This window comes from Collinsella sp. TM10-22, from assembly GCF_003466125.1.
In the GTDB taxonomy this organism is placed as follows: domain Bacteria; phylum Actinomycetota; class Coriobacteriia; order Coriobacteriales; family Coriobacteriaceae; genus Collinsella.
The window spans coordinates 84,174-104,957 of sequence record NZ_QSOC01000006.1 but is presented as its reverse complement, the minus strand read 5'-3'; the positions used below and the strand labels follow the sequence as shown (position 1 = coordinate 104,957).

Genomic DNA, 20,784 nt, shown 5'->3' with positions numbered 1-20,784 from the left:
GCCCCCATTGTAAAGGCAAAGGCGCCGAAGCCGATCTCGGCTTCGGCGCCTTCATCAAACAGCGCGTCTATGCTTACGGGTTTTCGAAAAGCGCCCGTTACTCCGAATCAAACGACACGTCGCCCGAGCCGATCTCAAAACGATACGTGGCGGACTTATCGCCATTGTCGAATTCAGAATTCAATATGGTCTCGCCATCGTAGCCAAGCGGAAGGAAATCACTCTCGAAGTCGCCACTGCCCAGGGTAAGGCTCGCCTTAAAGCCCGTAGAGTTCGGAACCGTTATCTCTACATCGCCCGAGCCCACGGTAACGTCCATCGAGCTCGCGGGGGCCTGATTCAGCTCAAACGTCGCATCGCCCGAACCGACCTCGGTATTCAGGGTATCGGTCACGGCGCCCGTAAACTCGACGTCTCCCGAATTCAACGTTATATCCAGATCATGGCACGCAATGTCCGCGACCGTCAGGTCGCCTGATCCTACATTCGCCGTAATGCCCGCCAGGCTATCCGCAACATCTCGCGGCAGCTCAATGGTAATTGTGCGGTCAATCGCGCGCTTATCATCGTAGTCGAACTGACTGATCTTGAGCGTAGAGCCCTTGACCTCAGCAAGGTTCCGGGTAGCCGCATCAGAAGCAGACGTCCCCTTCGCAACGCGGCCGCTTTCGATAACACGCACCGGGCCGCCGGTGACGTGTTTGACCTCGACCGTGCCCGACGTCACGTCCAAGTCAAGCGATGTGAACGCGTCGGCATCAAACGTTTCGCTCGAAAGTTGTTGAGGCCGAGCGGAATAGTTACCGCTATCCAAGAGATCATCGTCGTCAAACATATCGTCAAAATCAGACAAATTGCCAGATAGAATACCGGTCGTACGCACCATATCGGAATGAGCCAATAGCCGCGAAATGCCAAAGACAAGCCCGATGATGAGCACAAACGCTCCGATGCCAACGCCCAAGCGCACCTTGGATTCATGCGAAAGCTTCATCATTCATCACCCTCTTTGGCAATCGGCTCAGCGGTGGCCGCGGTGGTCACGTCAGCGTCAACCGCAGCGGAAACATTCTGAGCCCTAGCTGTCACCGGTGCCGGACCAACCTGAATATCCCCGCGCGCCCAATCACCATCGAGCGCACGCGCCACCCAGTGATAGATGGGAATCGTAAAGAAGATCAGCGCGGCAAAGGGACCGGCGCCAAACAGGAACATCAGCAGAAAGAACAGCATCCAGCACACAGCCCAATACGGGAACGACTGGAACGGTCCTTTCACCGGAGTCGGATTGACCGCACCGGCGTTCGTCGCTTGCGCCGTCGCGGCGTTAGCCGCCTGCGCGCTCCAGCTTGCAGCCTGCGCCGCCTTAGCCGCGGCATCACTCGCCTGCGTTGCGGCCTCGGTAGCGCGTGCCGCCGCCTCGTGGGTACGGGCTCGCTCCGCCGCCTCGGCCTCGCGCTGGCGGGCGCGGTCCTCATTCTCAAACTCGATATCGTCCTCGATCTCGTCGCTCGGATTGAGCAGCTCGTCCAGACTCACACCATAGAGCTTGGCGAGCGAGATCAGGTTCTCGGTATCGGGCGAGCTCTCCGCGCGCTCCCATTTACTGACCGCCTGGCGCGACAGTCCCAGCTTTCGCGCCAATCCCTCTTGGCTAAAGCCCTTGCTGCGGCGAAGGTCGGCAAGCCGCTGCGCAGTTTCTACATTCATGGTTCCTCCTATGCGATGCCAGCCGTGCCGCCGGACCGTTTTTTCTTAAGGCGCCTTGCACAGTTAAAAATCTATCCGCCACCGCCAAAAGCATGCCACCTATTCTAGTGAGATTTTTGACAACCGACGGTTGCGGGCACATATGAGCTGCGAAAATGCGTCCAAACAAAGCAATGACCCGCAGCTCGGTTGTCCCCGTTGCGGCGTTAACGGTAGTATGGTCGTACTGTTTATTCCGCACCGCCAACGGAGGGAGTTCCGCGCCGTGAACCGCGATTTCGCCTCATCGCTCATCCAGCTCAACAATACGTTCTATCGCGAGCACTCCGCCTCTTTTTCCGATACGCGCCAGGCCCCGTGGCCCGGCTGGGTGCGCACCATGGACATCGCGCTCGGGCAGCTCGACGTCGCCACGATCGAGCATCCCGTCCGCGTCTTCGATCTCGCCTGTGGCAATATGCGATTCGAGAACTTTGCCGCCGGCGGCACACTTGCCGCCAAAGGCGTCGACGGCACGAGTCCCTCGGCAGACGCCAGCTGCCCGCTTGAGTTCTATGGCGTCGACTCGTGCCAAGACCTGGCCATCGATGCTCATGGCCACGCCCTGCGCATCCCCAACCTGCACTTCCAGGAACTCGACGTGCTCGATGCCCTCATGAAGCTCAACCCCGCCGAGACACCCGACGCGCTTTTCGACGCCCCGCTCGCCGACATCTCGGTCTGCTTTGGCTTTATGCACCACGTGCCGTCGTGCGAGTATCGCGTGCGCGTGCTCGACGCCCTGGTGCGCCAGACGCGCCCGGGCGGCATCATTGCCATCAGCTTTTGGGAGTTTATGAACGACGAGCGTATGGCACGCAAAGCCGTTCGCGCCGAGGCCCGCGCCGAGCTCACCCCGCCGTTTGAGGGCTACGATTCCACGCAGTTCGAAGCCGGCGATCACCTCATTGGATGGCAAAATGACCGCCATGCCTACCGCTATTGCCATCACTTTGACGATCAGCAGATCACCGACCTGGTGCGCGGCGTTCGTACGTTCTACAAGAGTGGCGAGGTTCCCGTACGCGAGCTCGAGCGTTTCCACGCCGACGGTCGCAGCGGCGAGCTCAACCGCTATGTGATCCTCAAGCGCCTGTAGGCATCGGCGACCCGCCGCCGAGTCGCGCCGCAACTTCCGGGCAAACCATGCCCACCTTTTCCAGCCCGTTGACCGAACGCGCAGTCATGCGTTCCATGCGTATAACCAAGGAGCCTCATGGGAGCCGTCCACGTTCGCACGCCTAAGAACTTTGTGCTCGAAGAGCGCCTGGAGCGCTACGCCGATGCGATTGAGACGAACCCCGAGGCCTATGCCGGGAATTGGCGCGAAGCCTGCGCGCCAGCCGGCGGCCTGTCCTTTACCCGCCTTCATCTGGATCTAGGCTGCGGCAAAGGCACCTATCTGGTTGAGCGAGCTCGCCGTGAACCCGACATGCTCTTTGTCGGTATGGACCAGGAGCCCATCTGCATCGCCTATGCCGCACAGAAAATCTGCGAGCAGGAGCTGTCCAATGCACTCGTCCTGCCCCGAGGCGCTGCAGCGTTGCCCGCGCTGTTTGCCGCAGGCGAGCTCGATGCCATCACCATCAACTTTCCCACGCCGCAGCCCAAAGCCAAGTACGCCAAAAAACGACTCGTGCATGTTGACCATCTGATGCTCTACCGCCCGCTCCTTGCAGCCGGCGCCACCGTCACGCTGCGCACCGACAGTAAACCATTGCGCGACTACGCCCTGGGGCAGTTTGCCGCGGCAGGCTACGACACGCGTTGGATAAGTGACGACGTCCGCCGCGACCATCCCGAGTATCCCGAGACCGAATATGAGTGCCGTACGCGCGAGATGGGTGCCGTTGTCTACGGCATTTGCGCCACACCCGGCGCACAGCCCGGTGACGATGAGCTCACGGCGGGGCGCATGCAGGAGCAAAGTCTTGCCTGCTACCTGCCCGACGACCTTAATGAGCTCACGTACGTGCCCCTGGGCATGGAAGAGGCCGTCGAGAATTTTAAAAACCGCGCCCGCAAGGGCAAGAAGCGCCTGCCGCAAGAGTCCTAGGGGCTTTTGGCAGTCGCGGCGCCGGTAGCCAAACGCAAATAGGCGCCGACGAACGACCCTCAAACCTAAGTGAGTAGACTTTTTGGCAATAGCCAAGCACGACCCGTATGGCGAAAACTAAAATCGCAGGTAGAGCCCTTGCGTAAAATTCGCGTGCTCGCGATATCGCAAAAAGCCTACTCACTTAGTTAGCGGCCGCCCCAAACAGCTGGGCAGAACGCCCGTTTCCTGCATTTTCTTGCCTGCGAACGTATCGATGCGACGCTACGCCATAATAGTTGGCGGACAAACGCGAGAGAAAGCAACCACATGGCACAGACCACGACAGATACCGCCGCCAGCACTGTCTCCGGCGCCGGCGCCGCCAGCTCATTCTCGGGCGGCACGGGAACCGAGGCAGAGTTCGGCTCGCTCGGCGCGCTCTCCCCCACTTGGTGGGAGCCCGAGGATGGCAGCGAGCCCGAACCGTGGCTCACGCCCGATCAGGCCTTCGAGCGCTTCTTTGAATGGACGAGCGACCGCGGCATTGAGCTGTGGGACCACCAAGAAGAGGCCCTCATGGACCTGGCCGCCGGCGATCACGTCATCTTAGGCACGCCGACCGGATCGGGTAAATCGCTCGTCGCGCTGGGCATGCTTTTTATGGGCATGGCGCAGGGCAAACGCTGTTATTACACGGCCCCTATCAAGGCCTTGGTCAGCGAAAAGTTCTTCGACCTGGTACAGGTGCTCGGCCGCGATAACGTCGGTATGATCACCGGCGACACGCACATCAACACCAAGGCGCCCGTCATCTGCTGCACGGCAGAGATCCTTGCTAACGACGCACTGCGCGAGGGCGAAGATGCCGACGTGGGCTGCGTCGCCATGGACGAGTTCCACTACTTTGCCGACCCCGATCGCGGTTGGGCCTGGCAGGTACCGCTGCTCACCCTGCCTCACACACAATTCATGCTCATGAGCGCCACGCTCGGCGATGTCACCGCGATCGCCGCCTCACTCGAGGAGCACACCGGCGCTGCCTGTGACTTGGTCGTCGATGCCCCACGCCCCGTACCGCTGAGCTACGACTATGTGACGACCTCCCTCGAGGGTACGGTCGAGCTCGCCATGCGCCGTGGCGAAGCCCCACTCTATATCGTGCACTTTAGCCAGGATGCCGCACTTGCAACGGCGCAGTCACTCGCCAATTTTGGCATCGCCAGCAAGGAGCAACGCGAGGCTATTAAGGAAGCCGCCAAAGGCACGAGCTTCTCCACGGCCTTTGGCAAGATTCTCAAGCGCCTGCTCGGATGCGGCGTCGGCGTGCACCATGCCGGCATGCTGCCGCGCTATCGCCTGCTGGTCGAGCGCTTGGCGCAGCAGGGCCTACTGCCCGTCATCTGCGGTACCGATACGCTCGGCGTCGGCATCAACGTACCCATCCACACCGTGGTGCTCACCGCACTCACCAAGTTCGATGGCTACAAGATGCGTCGCCTGCGTGCCCGCGAGTTCCACCAGATTGCCGGTCGCGCCGGCCGCTCGGGCTTCGATACCGAGGGCATGGTGATTGCCGAGGCACCTGAGCACGAGATTGAAAACGCCAAGCTCATGGCAAAGGCGGGCGACGATCCCAAGAAGCTTCGCAAGATTAAAAAGAAGAAGGCGCCCGAGGGCTTTGTCACCTGGAACAAGCAGACCTTTGAGCGCCTGATCGAGACGCAGCCCGAGACACTCAAGCCGCGCCTGCGCATCACGCACTCTATGGTGATTAGCGTAGTCGAGCAGGACGGCGACGCCCGCGCCCGCGTGCACGACCTTATCGAGACAAGCTTGCAGACCCCCGAGGAAAAGGCCAAGCTCGAGGTTCGCGCCGACGAAATCTTCGCCACGCTCATCGATTCCGGCGTCGTCGTGCGTACCGAGGTGCCGCCCGCACCCAACGCCCCGGCCGACGCCACGCCAGACATCGACTATGCGCTGACGGTCGATCTGCCCGAGGACTTCGCGCTCGATCAACCGCTCTCGCCATTTTTGCTTGCCGCGCTGGAGCTGCTCGACCCCGAGAGCGAGACCTATACCATGGATCTCATCAGCATGGTCGAGGCCACACTCGAAGACCCTAAGCAGGTGCTCCGCGCCCAGGAGCGTGCCGCGCGCGACCGCGCTATGGCCGAGATGAAGGCCGACGGCGTCGAATATGAGGAACGCCTAGAGCGCATTCAGGACGTCACGTACGAAAAGCCGCTCGAGGAGCTGCTCGATGCCGCCTTTGACAAGTACTGCCAGGAAGTGCCCTGGGCAAACGACTACCAGCTCTCGCCCAAGAGCGTCCTGCGCGACATGTTGGAGAGCGCGAGCGACTTTAAGGGCTATATCCAAAAGCTCGGAATCGCCCGCTCCGAGGGCATTTTGCTGCGCTACCTGGCAGAGGCCTACCGCTCGCTCGACCGCACCGTACCCATCGAGAAGCGCGACGAGCGCCTGCGCGACATTATCTCGTGGCTGGGCTTTGTGGTGCGCTCGGTGGACTCGAGCCTGGTGGACGAGTGGGAAAACGCCGGCAACCCGGCGGCACTCGACGCTGCGCCGCCGCAAGGCATCGACGAGGTCGTGGCGGACCGCCGCGGCTGCACGCTACTGGTGCGCAACGCCCTCTTCCGCCGCGTGACCCTTGCCGCCCGCGGGCACGTGCGCGACCTGGGTGAGCTCGACGACGACTGGGGCATGAGCGAAATCCGTTGGCAAAAAGCGCTCGATGCCTACCATGAGCAGCACGAGGAGATTCTCACCAACGGCGACGCGCGCAGCGCCGCAATGTTTTCCATCGATGAATCCGACGAGAAGACCGCGCACGTGTGGCACGTGCACCAGATCTTTGCCGACGAGGACGGCGACCACGACTTTGGCATCATGGGCGATGTCGACCTGGATGCCACGCAAGACGGCGGCGAGGTCATCTTCAAAAACTACCGCGTCGGCTTTATCGAGGACTTGCTCGAAGAGTAGCCGTACATACTGGAACGAAATGAAGCGGGGCCGCTGGCAACATCGCCAGCGGCCCCGCTTTTGCGCTATCGACTATGCCCTACTCGGCATCCTCAACCTCATACGAATCCGCCTCGGCCGGCTCATTGCTTGACTCTGGCGCAGCCTCGCGCGCCTCGTCAAACGCTGTCTTCATGGTCTTGTTGCCCCATGTGAGCTTGCGAATGGTAAGCTCATCGGCCTTGTTGTGGGCCAAGCGTAGGTTCTCGGTGCTGCGGCGCAAGTCGTCCTTGGTCTTCTCGAGCTGCTTAATGGCGGCATCGATCTCCTTGATTGCCGACTCGAATTGCTTGCTCGCCAGGTTGTAGTTGCGCGAGAAGCCATCCTTGAACTTCTCCATCTTGGCTTCGAAGTTCGTGACATCGATATTCTGCTGTTTGTACTCCGCCAGTTCCTGCTTATAGCGAAGCGAACCCATAGCGGCGTTGCGCAGCAGCGTAATCATGGGAATGAAAAACTGTGGGCGAATCACGTACATCTTCTCGTAGCGATAGCTCACGTCCACGATTCCTGCGTTATAAAGCTCGCTCTCGGGCTCGAGCAACGTGCAGAGCACCGCGTACTCACAGCCTTTCTGGCGACGATCGTGGTCGAGCTTCTTAAAGAAGTCCTCGTTCTTATGCTTGGTCGCGGTCTCGTCGTTCTCGTTTTTCATCTCGAACATAATCGAAATGATCTCGTTGCCGCTCGCGTCACACTCACGGAAGATAAAGTCGCCCTTGGTGCCCTCGGACGCATCGTTGTCTTTCTCGAAGTACGCGTTGGGAAACGCCGTCATGCGTAGGCGGTTAAACTCGGTCTCGCAGTGCTGCTCGAGCGACTCGCCCACCATCTTGGTGGACAGGCGGACCTTCATGTCCTTAAGGCGCTCAATCTCTTCATCCTTATAGCGAATCAGTTCCTCGTTCGCGCGCTTGGTCTGCGCAAGTTCGAGCTCGTGTGCCGCCTTGGCCTGCTCCTCGCGCGAATCGCGCACCGCCAGCTCGCTCGTCAGCTTGGCACGCGCCTCGTCGCGCTCTCGCTCCGCCGCGGCAACCGCCTCCGACAGGTTCATTTTTGCTGTCAGCTCCTGCTCGCGCAGCTGGGCGCGCAGGCCCTCAGCCTCCTGCTCAGACTGAGCCTTTGCGGCGGAAAACTTCTCCTGCACCTTCGCCTGATAGTCAGCAAATGTGCGTTCAGCCTCGCTGCGAGCAGCATCAAGCGCGCGCTGCGACTCGGCCGCGGCCGCGGCAAGCGCCATCTCCTGGGCCTTGTCCGCCGCGGCAAGCTTGGCCTGCAGCTCGGCAATCTGCGCATCGCGTGCGGCCAGATCGCTTTGAACAGCGTTACGCACCGCCGACTCGGCAAGCTTGGCTTCGTCATCCTTACGTCCCAGCTGTGCGCGCAAGCTGTCGATTTCGCGCTGGAGCTCGGCGCTCTCCTTTTGAGCATCGGCGCGGGCCTCTACCGCCGCGCGCTGGCTTGCGCTCTCGCGCTCTGCAGCAGCGCCCTCGAGCTTGGCGCGCAGCTCGGCAAGTTCGGCATCGCGCTTGGCGACCTCTTGCGCCAGCTGTTGAGCTGCGGCATTCTTCTGCTCGACAAGCTGGGCGTTACGTTGGGACTCCGCCTTTTGCAAAGCGGCCGCCGAACGCGAGCGCTCAAGCTCCAGCGCCCGCTCGCCCTCGCGCTGGACCGCCTTCACACGCTCATCCAGGTCGTGCGAGAACTCGGTATCGCGCACCTGCTTGACGATATCCGCATAGCCGGACGCATCGACCTTAAAAACTTCGCCGCAATGCGGGCACTTAATCTCGTTCATGGCAGCTCCTCGATGGACGCAAATATCAACCGCATACACTCTACCGCGCCGCACGGACAAAAAAGGCGCCGCCGCCATAATGGCAACGGCGCCAAAACCACCACAAAGGTGTCTGTCCCCTTTGTGGTGGTTCGAGAATTACAGCCCAAAAAAGTCTAGGATCTGGTCGCGGCTTACGGGCTTGTAGCCATTAGCGTCAAGTCCCACGTCATAGCGCAGAACCGGGCGCTCGCGATCGCGGTTGCGGACGTTGGCACGGTCTCCCCTGCTGTGAATGTGCCCGTGCAGCATGATGGCACCGCGCGCCTTGCCATTCCAGCTGAGCATGGGGTAGTGGCTCATCACCAGACGATGGCCCTTGGCGTAACCGGGAGCGACCTCCAGATAATCGCGCACTTCATCCCAAATATGCGGCGCGTCCGGATCTTCCCAATCGCCGTCATGGTTGCCACGAATGAGCGCCACGTTCTTGCATTCGATACGCTCGCGCAGGCGCACCGCCTCCGCCAGGGGCAAACGATAGGTAAAGTCACCCAGAATATAGAGGCGGTCATCCGCAGCAACACACTCATTGATGGCATCGATGACCTTGCGGTTCATCTCCTCGATCGAACCAAACGGTCGATCCATGTCGTGCAAGATATTCGTATCACCCAGGTGCAGGTCGGCGGTAAACCACATCATCGTCTACGTCCTCATTTCGCAATGCCTATAAGACCTGTTTAGTATACAGACGCAGCGATGCGACAGTTACCCAAAGAGCCCGCCGAACAGACCCCGGCGACGTTTGTCTTGCTTTTTCGAAGCGTCGCCCTGGGCTTTCTTGTCCTGCCGCTTTTTACGGTCCTGCCCCAGCTCGTCATCATCGAGCAGCAGATCCCACTCAAACGGATCGTCTGTCAGATCGAACAGTTCGTCATCATCAAACATGACCGCCTCCATTGCCGGTTAGCGAGCGTCCACCACATAGTTGAGAAGTCTACGGGCCCGTGCGGACACAAATTCATCCTGTCTGCATCCTTCAATCGTTTGCCGCAACGCTTGCGCGACAGAGCGCTTGCAGATAAGATGGGAACACGGATGGCACCCGTTGCCGCGGGTCTTGCCAACTCCGATACACGTTTTCATCGTGAGAAGTGGCCGTCTTCGCTTACGCGGGGCGGCCACTTTGTTTATTCCTATGCCATCGACTCTAATGCACAAAAAGGCACGCATGACACGTTGCCCTGACTCTATTGCGCCGCATGGAAAAAAAGGCGCCGCCGCCATAATGGCAACGGCGCCAAAACCGCCACAAAGGTGCCTGTCCCCTTTGTGGCGGCTTGAGTCCTTACAGGTCGCGGTAGTCGATCAGGCGAAGATCGGGTTGAGACTCAAGCCAAGCGCGAAGCCCGGGATCGATCAGAGCATCGACTTCCTTGGTGCGATCGGTCGTAAGCGAGCTGTTCTCGAGGATAAAGCGGTCGAGATAACCCGGATGGCAGACAAAGATCACCGTCTCACCTTCTACCATCTCGCGGACCGTCTGCATGATTGCCTCTTTGGGTTCGTAGCCCGGCTCCATCGAGCGCATCACCATGCGCAGGTCGGCATCTCCGCAATGCACCACTGCCACAGGGTCGAAGCTCGCCTTTTGCTCCTTAAGACCCAGTTCCTGGGCAACCGCAGAGATAGCTCGGTTAAGGTTTTTGCTCATGACGGCATGGGCCTCAAAGTAATCGGGCTCGCGACCCACGATCTCGACAAAGCGGTCATGCTGCGCGCGGATCTCGATGCAGGCCTCGTCGAAGTCTATCAACTCCTCACCGCGCTTAAAATGCTCACGGAAGGTACGGCTGCTATGGAATTCACCGTTCTCGTTGAGCATGCTCGGAATGAGCGCCGGGTCGGCACACGGCTTACCCAGACACACGTTGGTATGCTGGCCCACTGCAACACCGGCGTCTGCCACGAGCGACCAGCCACGTTCGGCCTCGGGCATATTGGGCATAAGGCCTACCGAGCGCACCAGACCCTCGTTGACGCTGCGGGCGATTCCCAGGTCAACGGCATACGAATACCCAATGTCATCGGCACGGATTAAAAGCCGTTTCATAACAACTCCCCCAATCTATGGAAAACTCACCACAAGTGGATACCTTTGTGGTGGTTCGAGAATTACAGCTCGAAGAATCCAAGGCTCCAGTCGCAGCTTGCGGACTTGTGACCGTTAACATCGAGCCCCGCGTCATAGCGCAGGATCGAGCGCTCGCAATCGCGGCTGCGCGCATTTCGCTTTCCCCATGCGACCTATTCAGCAAGGCAAGCGGAATGCCGAGAGCCTAGCCCCGACGCCGGGCGATTGCCCAAAACGTGCAGGCGATAGCGGCCGTTGCCAGGCTTGCGCCAACAAGCACTCCCTGCACGCCAAAGGCGTCGGCCAAAAACGGAGCAACGACCAGAGGCAGCACGCCTGCGCCGTTGAGGCCCACGCGCATCACGCCCAGCACGCGCCCCACCTTGGCAGGGTCGCTCAAGCGCTGGGTGAGTGTGACGCGCACCGGTCCCATGGCGCCAAAACCAATGCCACAGACAAGCTGCCCCACCGCAGCAGCGGCAACATGGGCGGTACCCACATACACAACGGAGCCCACACCCGTCACCAGCAGCATCGCCGCCAGAAGCTCCAGCCTGATGCGTCCCGACGGCACACGCATGATTATGTACGACCCCAGTGTTCCGCCGATGCCAGCAATGGCCGACAACCATCCCATCCACTCCGTACCCACGCAGAGAACATCGCGGTAGAACAGCGACTCGAGCGAATCGAATGCCCCGTAGGAAAAGAAGCCCATAAAGCCCATGAGAAAAATCAGACGCAGGTCGGCATCAGCTGCCGTGGCAATAACGCCTTCCCAAAGCGATCGCAAGCCCGTCGCCTCAGCGCGAGACTCCGGCTTAGCGAAGCCCTGAACAGCAGCGCCTTCACGCAACGAGGTCGCAAGCAGCAGAGCGGGAACAGGTGCCACCGCAAGCAGGAAAAACACCCCTTGGTTGGAAAAGACCGAAGCGATAACGCCTCCAAGCGCAGGTCCAACGATCACCGCGACACTTGTCGCGATGTTATTGAGGCCGTTAATGCGCAGAAGCTCATCGGGGACTTCCGTCAAAAAGCGCGGATAGGCGTCCATGGCCGTAGTCCCCGCGCCAAACAACAGCCCGGTAGAGATGGCGAGTAGCGCAAGCGCGGAATAGGACACGGGAGCAACGAGACCAAAAACGCCCGATGCGCAAAGCAGGACGCAAACGGCTAGAAGCACATGACGCGGGCCCAAGGAGTCCACAAGTGCGCCGGAGCAAAACGTTGCAAAGATGAGCACCAGGTTGAGTCCAAACACGAGTGCGGACGTCTCAAATGCGCCGGCCCCGAGAACGTAGGTGCCGCAGCCAATGATGCCGACAAAATACGTCGACTGAAATGCAAGCTGTATAAAGAAATTTACCGCAACCAAACGGTGCGATGGAGAAAGAAGGCGGGACATAGCAAACCCCTCATGCATATGAAAACCAAACGAGACAGCCTGAGCGTCATCAGTCCATGTAGCTCTCGAACATATGCATAATCTCCCCTTTGCTGCGGTCGTCCCGTATTCTAGCACCGATCTGGCGTCCCGCCCCTGCGCGTTGCCATCAGAACGCTCCACGCCCCAGCGCTTGGGCATGAGAAATGGCCGCCTTCGCTTACGCGGGGGCGGCCATTTGGCTTGTCTCTGTGTCATCGATTCTAATGCACAAACATGCGCACGAATTTGTGTTTCCAGCTTGCGTAGGGCGCATACCGAAACGGCACGTCCAGCCAGGTTGCCTTGTTCACGATGCTCTTCTTGTGGCTAAACGTATCGAAGCTCTCGCGGCCATGGTACTGCCCCATGCCGCTCGCGCCCATGCCGCCAAAGCCCATATGGCTCGTGGCCAGGTGCACAATCGTATCGTTAATGCAGCCGCCGCCAAAGGGCACGTAGCGCACAAAGCGCTGCTGAACCGCACGGTCCTGACTAAAGACGTACAGGGCCAGCGGCGTTGGGCGATTCGCGATGAACGCCTCGACCTCATCCAGGCTCTCAAACGTCAGCACCGGCAAGATGGGGCCGAAAATCTCCTCCTGCATTACGGCGTCATCGGGGGTCACGCCATCCAGAATCGTCGGCTCAATCTTGAGCGACATCTCGCGCGCCGCGCCACCAAGCACAACCTTATCGGGATCGATCAGCCCGCGCACGCGCGCAAAGTGCTTGGCGTTGACGATATGGCCGTAATCCTCGTTGTCGAGCGGATGCTCGCCAAACATACGGCGGACTTCCTCCTTGATAAGGCCCAGCAGCTCGTCGTGCACGCGTCTATCGACCAGCAGGTAGTCGGGCGCCACGCAGGTCTGCCCCACGTTAAGCCATTTACCAAAGGCGATACGCCGTGCCGCGACCTTCAAGTTTGCCGTTGCATCTACGATGCAGGGACTCTTTCCACCCAGCTCGAGCGTCACGGGCGTAAGGTTTTTACTTGCCCGCTCCATGACGAGTTTGCCGACCGGAACGCTACCGGTAAAGAAAATCTTGTCCCAGCACTCATCGAGCAGCGCTTCGTTCTCGGCGCGCCCGCCCTCGACAACCGTTACCAGGCGCGGATCAAATGCCTCTTCGCAGATTTGCTTGAGCACCGCGCTCGAAGCCGGGGCATAGGCGCTCGGCTTGATGACCACGGTATTGCCCGCGGCAAGGGCGCCGGCAAGCGGCTCGAGCGTCAACAAAAACGGATAGTTCCAAGGAGCCATGATGAGCGTAACGCCATAGGGCACGGCCTGCGTCTTGCACACACTCACGGCGTTGGCGAGGTCACACGGGCGCAGGCGCGGGCGACTCCATCGAGCCACGTGCGCAATCTGATGACGAATCTCGGAAAGCGACGTGCCGATCTCGCACATATATGCCTCGTCGTGCGACTTGCCCAAATCGGTCTTGAGCGCATGGGCAATATTGGCCTCGTGCGCCTGTACCGCATCACGCAAGCTCACGAGCGCGCGACGGCGAGCATCGACATCAAACGTGGCATGCGTCTTAAAATAGGCGCGGTGATCGGCAACGATGCGCGCGATTTCCTCGGTGTTCATGGGCCCTCCTAGTTCTCGCCCTCAAACATACCACCCGCTACGACCTCGTACATACGCTCGAGCTCCAAACGGTCCATCAAAAGTGGAACGGGATATAGCGGATTAGCCTCGGCATCGGCGTGCATTGCCATTTCGGGAATGTCGGAGCGGCAAATGCCTGTCACATATTTGGGGATACCCAGAGCAACGTTCATGCGATCGACCCAATCGATAAAGGCCTCGGCCGCAAGACCGTCCTGCGCGGTAGCCGGCGCAATGTCCGCCATGCGAGCAAGATCGGCGAGCTTGGGGGCGGCGGCGTCACCATAAGCGCGAAGCATATGCGGCAGGATGATGGCGTTGGCCAGGCCATGCGGAATCCCGTATCGTCCGCCCAGGCTGTGTGCAATGGCATGAACGTATCCAACGTAGGAGCGCGTAAACGCAACACCCGCCTTATACGCTGCAGAAAGCATATTGCGGCGCGCACGCATGTTGTCGCCGTGCTCATAGGCCTCGAGCAAATAATCGTGGATGAGCTGTACCGCCTGACGCGCCATCTTGCGCGTATAGGGCGTGGTGCTGCGGCCGATAAAGGCCTCGACGGCATGCGTCAGGGCATCCATACCCGTTTGTCCCGTAATGGAGGCGGGCAGGCCGCGCGTAAACTCGGGGTCGTACACCGCAAAGCGCGGGATAAGCACAAAGTCGTTAATGGGGTACTTGTAGTGCGTCTTGTCATCGGTAATGACCGCTGCGAGCGTGACCTCGCTACCCGTACCCGCCGTAGTGGGGACGGCGATGAGCAGCGGCAGGCGACGATGAACGCGCAGCAGGCCACGCATCTTGTTGATGGGCTTGTTTGGCTGTGCGATGCGTGCGCCCACACCCTTGGCACAGTCCATGGCCGAGCCGCCGCCAAAGCCGATAACGGCCTGGCAGGCGTTCTCCCGATACAGGGACGCCGCTTCCTCCACGTTTGAGACCGTAGGGTTTGCCGATGTTTTGGCATAGATCGCAACGCCGATTCCCTTGGACGCGAGCGCCGTCTCGAGCGGTGCCGTAAGCCCCAGACGGGCAATACCGGGATCCGTCACGATAAGAACCCGTTGTATCGAGCGTTTTTGAAGCACCGCGGGGACATCCTCGGCATGCTCCAGAATATGCGGCACGTTATAGGGCAGCACCGGCAATGCGATGCGAAAAACCATCTGATACGTTCGGCACCAGGCGCGACGGGCTAGATGCATAAAGGAAGCTCCTTCATTTGTTGATGGGTCAACATTTGCTCGACCGATTGTACTCATCGGAGGTCTCGGGCGGCCTGCCAATCGTTAATCAATCAACATCTTCACAAGCTCAAATTTTTTTATTAAAAATCATTCCTAATAGGCTTCACATTCGGTTGCATTTATGGATAATAGAACTCGTCAAGACGCGCGTCCGGAGAGGGCCCTTACGGGACCGGACGAGCGCTCCATCGCCATCGATCGAAAGGATCGAATCATGAAGTTTGTTTGCCCCGTTTGCGGTTATGTGGAAGAGTTCGACGGCGACCAGCTGCCCGAGGATTTCAAATGCCCCCAGTGCGGCGTTCCCGGTTCTCGTTTCCTGAAGCAGGAGGAGGGCCAGCTCGAGTGGGCTGCCGAGCACGTCGTGGGCGTCGCCAAGATGGAGGGTGTCTCCGAGGATATCGTTGCTGACCTGCGCGCCAACTTTGAGGGCGAGTGCTCCGAGGTCGGTATGTACCTGGCCATGGCTCGCGTCGCTCATCGCGAGGGCTATCCCGAGATCGGCCTGTACTGGGAGAAGGCTGCGCACGAGGAGGCCGAGCATGCCGCCAAGTTCGCTGAGCTCCTGGGCGAGGTCGTGACCGACTCCACCAAGAAGAACCTCGAGATGCGCGTTGAGGCCGAGAACGGCGCCACCGCCGGAAAGACCGATCTTGCCAAGCGCGCCAAGGCCGCTGGCCTCGATGCCATCCACGACACCGTGCACGAGATGGCTCGCGACGAGGCTCGCCACGGCAAGGCTTTCGCCGGCCTGCTCAAGCGCTACTTTGGCTAAGCCAATCGCCTGAGAGATAATCTCTAGCTCGATAAGGCCCGGACCGCATGGTTCGGGCCTTTTTCGTGTCTTGCGAACCAGTTAACGTCCCAAAATAGGACCACCTTTGACATCGGCTTCGCGTCAAAAACTAAGTGAGTAGCCTTTTGGGAACTTGTCGAGCAGACCACCCGTATTGCTTTATAAAACCGCAGGTAGATAGCTTGCCGCAAAACAATCTGGTCGCCATCACGCCATAAGTCTACTCACTTAGATTAGCAGCCGCCCACGATCGGGCCTTTTTGTATCTAACGGGTATCTTTTTGTCGATTTCTCCCAGTTTTGACCAGTCAACGAACAGCTCAGACCGGAGTAACGCCTCGGCCCCCTGCTCCTCCGAGCTTTTATCGCGATATTCAACATCGAGCAACCTGCATACGGCCTTAACAATCGCGCGAAATCTATCCTCATCGGATATCTGTCCGTGTGTCAGGAGAAATACATCGTAGCCCATTGCCTGAAGCGCCGTCATGCGGTCGGCGTCACGCAAGCCATCCCCCGCTCGCCCGTGCGAGGCCTTCCCCTGACATTCGATGGCCACCTGCCGCTTTCCGTTCGGCGAAGACAACAGTAGGTCGATATATACGCGGGACTTTCCCACAATCGATCGAGCACTTGTGCTTAGCATCACTTCAACATTAAGCTCTATGCCGCAAAAACCTTCGCCTCCCAGTGATCGTGGCAACCCAAGCAACAAATACGTCTCAACCTCAAAAGGCGATGCGGCACCCAGTGGAACGAGATGCGATACCGCGACAAATCGCTTGCCGTAACGCATCCCACAAACATCTGAACAAAAACGGTCAAGATCTCCGTCCAAAACCAAAGCGTCGCGCCGCCACATATTTGAGGCGGCACCGTCCTCGGACGGGCAACGTGCCCAACCAAAGGTTGCCGGAATCGCGCCCGACTCAATTGCACGCGAAAGCTCTGCCTCGAGTGCTGCTGGCAAGGCACAAACCGTAAACAAGCCGCACATCTCCGCTAATACCAAAAGCAGCTGGAGATCCGTCAGATGCCGCGACATGATGAATGCCGTCAGCAAAGGAGATGTGACCAAAAACCCATGTTCCGTTTCCAGCACGGATTCCCTGGGAAGCTCACCAAGGAACAGCCGTTGCCTAACGCTGGCAGGACAAGTCCGCTTATTTCTCGTCCCAACCAATGTATGCAACGGCAAGCCGAGCACGACCGCAGCCGTCGGGTTACGGGCGAGGCCATATCGCTGCCGGTCTTCTTCCGGTCGTGGAAGTGGCGGACACAAAGCGAGGGCTTGAGGAGGCAAACGCCAGTACCTAAAAGCCGATATGTCACAAAGTAGATCCTTCATAGGCACAGGAAAACACGAATTTCAACCCAGCCAGTCTCGCATTGGCGCGAACGTACCAAAAATGGCACCGAGCGGACCGCTAAGTTTTCAACAGCCCTCCCCAACTGACCAATAGCTTGCCAAGAACTGGACGAAGCCCTTTTGAAAACCCCTTTTTTCTCATGGAGAAGCTTTGCGCGGCAAGTGAGTAGACTTTTTGGAGCATCCCGAGCAGGCCGGTCATCCTGCTTTTCAAAACCGCAGGTAGATAGCTTGTTACAAAACTGCCTGGTCACCAAAGAGCTAAAGGTCTACTCACTTAGGCTAGAGGGCACCCCCATTAGCTGTGATTCCAGGGTATTAAGCGCATTTGAACTCAAGTCGTCATACTGGACAAGGATTCGAGCCGAGCTTTCAGGGACAGATGCGCCATCGGCACACCAAAAGCAGTCACTGATATCGATAAAAGGGATACTCGAGCGCGTGAGGGCCAGCGTAAAAGAGCTTCCGCCCGCGCCACGCTCCGCAACCACGATGCAGTAAAGACCCGCATCCGCATGTTCGATCGAGACCTCCCCCGCCGGAAACGTCTTCCGTACAAGCGCCGCCAGGCCATCACGCGCCTCGCGAGCACGAACACGCACGCGGTTCACATGTCGCTCGTAATCACCCGATTCCAGCAAGCGCGCTAAAGCGACCTGGTCAACAGAGCTCACCGACGAGGCGTAAAAACCAAGGTCGCGCCCGAACCGCTCCATCAGGTCATCGGGCAGGACCATATACGCCAAACGCAACGCCGAGGAAAGGCTCTTCGAAAACGTGTTGGTGTAGATAACCGACTGAGCGGCATCGATCGACGCGAGCGCGGGAATCGGCTTGCCAGCAAGGCGAAACTCGCAATCGAAGTCATCTTCGATGAGATACCGGTCTGGCCGCTCGGCAGCCCAGCTCAGCAGCGCATAGCGACGCGCGATGCTCGTCACAAGGCCGGTCGGATACTGATGGGACGGCATCAGGTGAAGGACATCTGTTCCGGTTTTCTGCAAAGCGCTCAAGTCCACGCCCTCACCATCCAGCGGGATATGGCGAACTTCGCAACCCATAGCCTGATAGATGCGTGTCAGACGCAAATAACCCGGATCCTCGACGGCATACACCTTGTCCGCGCCAAGCAACTGAACCAACATGGTATCGAGCAGCTGGGCGCCCGCACCGATAACAATGTTGTCGGGATTAACATTCATGCCCCGTGTCCCGCGCAGATGGCGAGCGATTGCGCGTCGTAGCCGAGCGGTGCCCTGCGCTGGTGCGGGCGAAAAGATCTCGCGTTCGTCTTCGGATGCCAGCGTTGCCCGTAGTGTGCCTTGCCAAAGCCTAGCCGCCTCCAAAGCGGAAGGAGAAAGCGCATCGAATCGCTCGATCTGTCCATCGGCGTCATGCGCCCCGGGGTCCATAGAGACAGTATCCCGGTCGATATCCCCCGTAACCAAAGCCAAAATCGGTGCATCCGGAAGCTCGCAAGCATAGTAGCCGCGACGCGGCTTTGAGCGAATATAACCCTCGGCAAGCAGCTGACTATATGCATTCTCGATGGTAATGACACTGATTCCCAGATGACTGGCAAAGGCGCGCTTAGACGGCAGATGCTCCCCCGCCGCAATGCGTCCAGCAACGATATCATCTCGAATTTGCTGGTAAACATACTCATAGAGCGACGCTTCGCCGCGTTGTTCCAAATTGTAGTCAAGCATGAGTCTATCATCTGACCTTATCGAGTCATTCAATCTGGTATTAGTCTGGCCTTGTTATTATCTCGAAAACTGAGTATTTCGCCATACCCAGCTCCCCGATAGGATGTTCCGTCAAGCAATGCACATGCCAATCAAGGGAGCGACCATGGCAGAACAGACCAGCAAGGCCGATCGCGTCAAACTCAACCGCGAGCTCGCACAGATGCTCAAGGGCGGCGTCATCATGGACGTTACCACGCCCGAGCAGGCCCGCATCGCCGAGAAGGCAGGCGCCTGCGCCGTCATGGCTCTCGAGCGCATCCCGGCCGACATCCGCGCCGCCGGCGGCGTTTCGCGCATGAGTGACCCCAAGATGATCAAGGGCATTCAGGAGGCCGTCTCCATCCCCGTCATGGCAAAGTGCCGCATCGGTCACGTCGTCGAGGCGCAGGTCCTTCAGGCCATCGAGATCGATTACATCGATGAGTCCGAGGTTCTCTCCCCCGCCGACGATGTCTACCACATCGACAAGACCCAGTTTGACGTGCCGTTTGTCTGCGGCGCCCGCGATCTGGGCGAGGCGCTGCGCCGTGTTGCCGAGGGCGCCACGATGATTCGCACCAAGGGCGAGCCGGGCACGGGCGACGTGGTCCAGGCCGTGCGCCACATGCGCAAGATCCAAAAGCAGATCCGTGACGTTGTCGCCCTGCGTGACGATGAGCTCTTTGAGGCAGCCAAGCAACTGCAGGTTCCGGTCGAGCTGGTGCGCGATATCCATGCCACGGGTAAGCTTCCCGTGGTGAACTTTGCTGCTGGCGGTGTAGCAACCCCTGCCGACGCCGCGCTGATGATGCAGTTGGGCGCCGAAGGCGTCTTTGTCGGCTCGGGCATCTTTAAGAGCGGCGACCCGGCCAAGCGCGCCGCCGCCATCGTCAAGGCCGTGGCCAACTTCACCGACGCCAGGCTCATCGCTGAGCTTTCGGAGGATCTAGGCGAGGCCATGGTCGGCATCAACGCCGACGAGATCGAGATAATCATGGAGGAACGCGGACGCTAGTCCGGTAGAAAGGATCGCACATGAGCGATTACGCAGACCAGACGGTCGCCGTGCTGGCGGTCCAAGGTGCTTTTGTCGAGCACGAGGCAAGGCTGTCCGAGCTGGGCGCACGTTGTATTGAACTGAGGCAGGCGGCTGATTTGAAGCAGGACTTTGACCGTCTGGTCCTCCCCGGCGGCGAGTCGACTGTTCAAGGCAAACTCCTTGCTGAGCTTGGGATGCTCGAGGACCTTCGCGCTCGCATTGCGGACGGCATGCCCGTCCTGGGCACCTGCGCCGGCTTGATTCTCTTGGCACGCGATCTTGCCACCCACGACGATAAGGGCACGCCGCGTTTGGCAACCATGGATGTACTTGTCGAGCGCAATGCCTACGGCAGGCAGCTCGGCAGCTTTCGAACCAAGGGGCAGATAGCCGGCATCGACGGTGAAGTGCCGCTGACGTTTATCCGCGCGCCCCGCATCGTCGAGGTCCACGGCGACGCCAAGGCCTTAGCGAAAGTCGACGGGCGCATCGTCGCCGCCCGCCAGGGCAACCAGCTCGGCGTCACCTTCCATCCCGAACTCGACGACGACACCCACCTCCTCGAACTGTTCCTACAAATGTAGGCGGAGTAGAAACGAGCGTGGATTTTCAGACACACAACAAATGAGAGTGGATAATCTCCCACTTTGAGTTTGAATACAGGCTCAAACCGGGAGATTATCCACTCTCATGCTATGTAGTCGTTGGGGACGTTCTTAAACGACCAGTCAAACAAGAACGTCCCAAACGACTACATTGCGATAGGCGGCCACGTTTGTCCAGATAAAACCGACCAAAATCAA

17 protein-coding genes are annotated in these 20,784 nt (G+C 59.3%); 6 read left to right on the top strand and 11 right to left on the bottom strand.

The annotated features are described in order from the left end of the window. Positions 1-97: 97 nt before the first annotated feature. The gene (locus DXD94_RS07635; protein WP_158564862.1) at positions 98-994 is read right to left on the bottom strand and encodes a DUF4097 family beta strand repeat-containing protein; all 897 of its coding nucleotides are present in this window, start codon (positions 992-994) and stop codon (positions 98-100) included. Further along, entirely contained in the window at positions 994-1,710 is a 717-nt protein-coding gene (locus tag DXD94_RS07630; RefSeq protein WP_117763705.1) for a helix-turn-helix domain-containing protein, read from the bottom strand. Before DXD94_RS07630 ends, DXD94_RS07635 begins: the two co-directional genes overlap by 1 nt. A 265-nt stretch (positions 1,711-1,975) precedes the next feature. Between DXD94_RS07630 and DXD94_RS07625 the strand changes: the two genes are divergently transcribed. The 3 genes from DXD94_RS07625 to DXD94_RS07615 all read left to right on the top strand — a co-directional run bounded on the left by DXD94_RS07625 (position 1,976) and on the right by DXD94_RS07615 (position 6,796). Then, complete coding sequence (locus tag DXD94_RS07625; RefSeq protein ID WP_117734527.1) at positions 1,976-2,848, top strand: class I SAM-dependent methyltransferase; 873 nt, start codon at positions 1,976-1,978, stop codon at positions 2,846-2,848. 117 nt (positions 2,849-2,965) lie between these two features. Next, complete coding sequence (locus DXD94_RS07620; RefSeq protein WP_117763704.1) at positions 2,966-3,805, top strand: tRNA (guanosine(46)-N(7))-methyltransferase TrmB; 840 nt, start codon at positions 2,966-2,968, stop codon at positions 3,803-3,805. Positions 3,806-4,114: 309 nt separating this feature from the next. Beyond that, positions 4,115-6,796 carry an RNA helicase gene (locus DXD94_RS07615; RefSeq protein WP_117763703.1) on the top strand — a complete coding sequence of 894 codons (2,682 nt, stop codon included), beginning with the start codon at positions 4,115-4,117 and terminating at the stop codon, positions 6,794-6,796. A 79-nt stretch (positions 6,797-6,875) separates the two neighbouring features. On the opposite strand, the gene DXD94_RS07610 is transcribed toward DXD94_RS07615, so the two are convergent. The 7 genes from DXD94_RS07610 to DXD94_RS07585 form a co-directional block, all read right to left on the bottom strand. Further along, a complete protein-coding gene (locus DXD94_RS07610; RefSeq protein WP_117763702.1) occupies positions 6,876-8,633 on the bottom strand; it encodes a DUF2130 domain-containing protein in 1,758 nt (585 codons plus the stop codon). 138 nt (positions 8,634-8,771) lie between these two features. Beyond that, the gene (locus DXD94_RS07605) at positions 8,772-9,317 is read right to left on the bottom strand and encodes a metallophosphoesterase (RefSeq protein WP_117734531.1); all 546 of its coding nucleotides are present in this window, start codon (positions 9,315-9,317) and stop codon (positions 8,772-8,774) included. Positions 9,318-9,383: 66 nt separating this feature from the next. After that, entirely contained in the window at positions 9,384-9,563 is a 180-nt protein-coding gene (locus DXD94_RS09675) for a hypothetical protein (RefSeq protein WP_158550198.1), read from the bottom strand. 400 nt (positions 9,564-9,963) lie between these two features. After that, positions 9,964-10,728: a ChbG/HpnK family deacetylase gene (locus DXD94_RS07600; protein ID WP_117734532.1), complete on the bottom strand. Its 765-nt coding sequence runs from the start codon at positions 10,726-10,728 to the stop codon at positions 9,964-9,966. A 226-nt stretch (positions 10,729-10,954) separates the two neighbouring features. Continuing rightward, complete coding sequence (locus DXD94_RS07595) at positions 10,955-12,154, bottom strand: MFS transporter (protein WP_158564810.1); 1,200 nt, start codon at positions 12,152-12,154, stop codon at positions 10,955-10,957. 242 nt (positions 12,155-12,396) lie between these two features. Next, complete coding sequence (locus DXD94_RS07590; RefSeq protein WP_117763700.1) at positions 12,397-13,776, bottom strand: aldehyde dehydrogenase; 1,380 nt, start codon at positions 13,774-13,776, stop codon at positions 12,397-12,399. Positions 13,777-13,784: 8 nt separating this feature from the next. After that, complete coding sequence (locus DXD94_RS07585; RefSeq protein ID WP_117763699.1) at positions 13,785-15,005, bottom strand: iron-containing alcohol dehydrogenase; 1,221 nt, start codon at positions 15,003-15,005, stop codon at positions 13,785-13,787. A 253-nt stretch (positions 15,006-15,258) separates the two neighbouring features. Here DXD94_RS07585 and DXD94_RS07580 point away from each other — a divergent pair, with 253 nt between their 5' ends. Then, positions 15,259-15,822, top strand: coding sequence for a ferritin family protein (locus tag DXD94_RS07580; protein ID WP_070097113.1), 564 nt, complete (start codon positions 15,259-15,261; stop codon positions 15,820-15,822). 241 nt (positions 15,823-16,063) lie between these two features. On the opposite strand, the gene DXD94_RS07575 is transcribed toward DXD94_RS07580, so the two are convergent. Beyond that, complete coding sequence (locus DXD94_RS07575; RefSeq protein WP_117763698.1) at positions 16,064-16,945, bottom strand: hypothetical protein; 882 nt, start codon at positions 16,943-16,945, stop codon at positions 16,064-16,066. A gap of 536 nt (positions 16,946-17,481) precedes the next feature. Continuing rightward, on the bottom strand, positions 17,482-18,921 hold the full coding sequence (locus DXD94_RS07570; protein ID WP_117763697.1) for a PLP-dependent aminotransferase family protein: 1,440 nt from the start codon (positions 18,919-18,921) through the stop codon (positions 17,482-17,484). Positions 18,922-19,066: 145 nt separating this feature from the next. Between DXD94_RS07570 and pdxS the strand changes: the two genes are divergently transcribed. Next, positions 19,067-19,957: a pyridoxal 5'-phosphate synthase lyase subunit PdxS gene (pdxS, locus tag DXD94_RS07565; protein WP_117763696.1), complete on the top strand. Its 891-nt coding sequence runs from the start codon at positions 19,067-19,069 to the stop codon at positions 19,955-19,957. A 20-nt stretch (positions 19,958-19,977) separates the two neighbouring features. Then, complete coding sequence (pdxT, locus tag DXD94_RS07560; protein ID WP_117763695.1) at positions 19,978-20,565, top strand: pyridoxal 5'-phosphate synthase glutaminase subunit PdxT; 588 nt, start codon at positions 19,978-19,980, stop codon at positions 20,563-20,565. Positions 20,566-20,784 lie beyond the last annotated feature (219 nt).

Bases quoted from the DNA above. Each gene is read 5' to 3' on its own strand.
- DXD94_RS07635 (WP_158564862.1), bottom strand. From the start codon at position 994: ATGAAGCTTTCGCATGAATCCAAGGTGCGCTTGGGCGTTGGCATCGGA.
- DXD94_RS07630 (WP_117763705.1), bottom strand. From the start codon at position 1,710: ATGAATGTAGAAACTGCGCAGCGGCTTGCCGACCTTCGCCGCAGCAAG.
- DXD94_RS07620 (WP_117763704.1), top strand. From the start codon at position 2,966: ATGGGAGCCGTCCACGTTCGCACGCCTAAGAACTTTGTGCTCGAAGAG.
- DXD94_RS07615 (WP_117763703.1), top strand. From the start codon at position 4,115: ATGGCACAGACCACGACAGATACCGCCGCCAGCACTGTCTCCGGCGCC.
- DXD94_RS07610 (WP_117763702.1), bottom strand. From the start codon at position 8,633: ATGAACGAGATTAAGTGCCCGCATTGCGGCGAAGTTTTTAAGGTCGAT.
- DXD94_RS07605 (WP_117734531.1), bottom strand. From the start codon at position 9,317: ATGATGTGGTTTACCGCCGACCTGCACCTGGGTGATACGAATATCTTG.
- DXD94_RS09675 (WP_158550198.1), bottom strand. From the start codon at position 9,563: ATGTTTGATGATGACGAACTGTTCGATCTGACAGACGATCCGTTTGAG.
- DXD94_RS07600 (WP_117734532.1), bottom strand. From the start codon at position 10,728: ATGAAACGGCTTTTAATCCGTGCCGATGACATTGGGTATTCGTATGCC.
- DXD94_RS07595 (WP_158564810.1), bottom strand. From the start codon at position 12,154: ATGTCCCGCCTTCTTTCTCCATCGCACCGTTTGGTTGCGGTAAATTTC.
- DXD94_RS07590 (WP_117763700.1), bottom strand. From the start codon at position 13,776: ATGAACACCGAGGAAATCGCGCGCATCGTTGCCGATCACCGCGCCTAT.
- DXD94_RS07585 (WP_117763699.1), bottom strand. From the start codon at position 15,005: ATGCATCTAGCCCGTCGCGCCTGGTGCCGAACGTATCAGATGGTTTTT.
- DXD94_RS07570 (WP_117763697.1), bottom strand. From the start codon at position 18,921: ATGCTTGACTACAATTTGGAACAACGCGGCGAAGCGTCGCTCTATGAG.
- pdxS (WP_117763696.1), top strand. From the start codon at position 19,067: ATGGCAGAACAGACCAGCAAGGCCGATCGCGTCAAACTCAACCGCGAG.
- pdxT (WP_117763695.1), top strand. From the start codon at position 19,978: ATGAGCGATTACGCAGACCAGACGGTCGCCGTGCTGGCGGTCCAAGGT.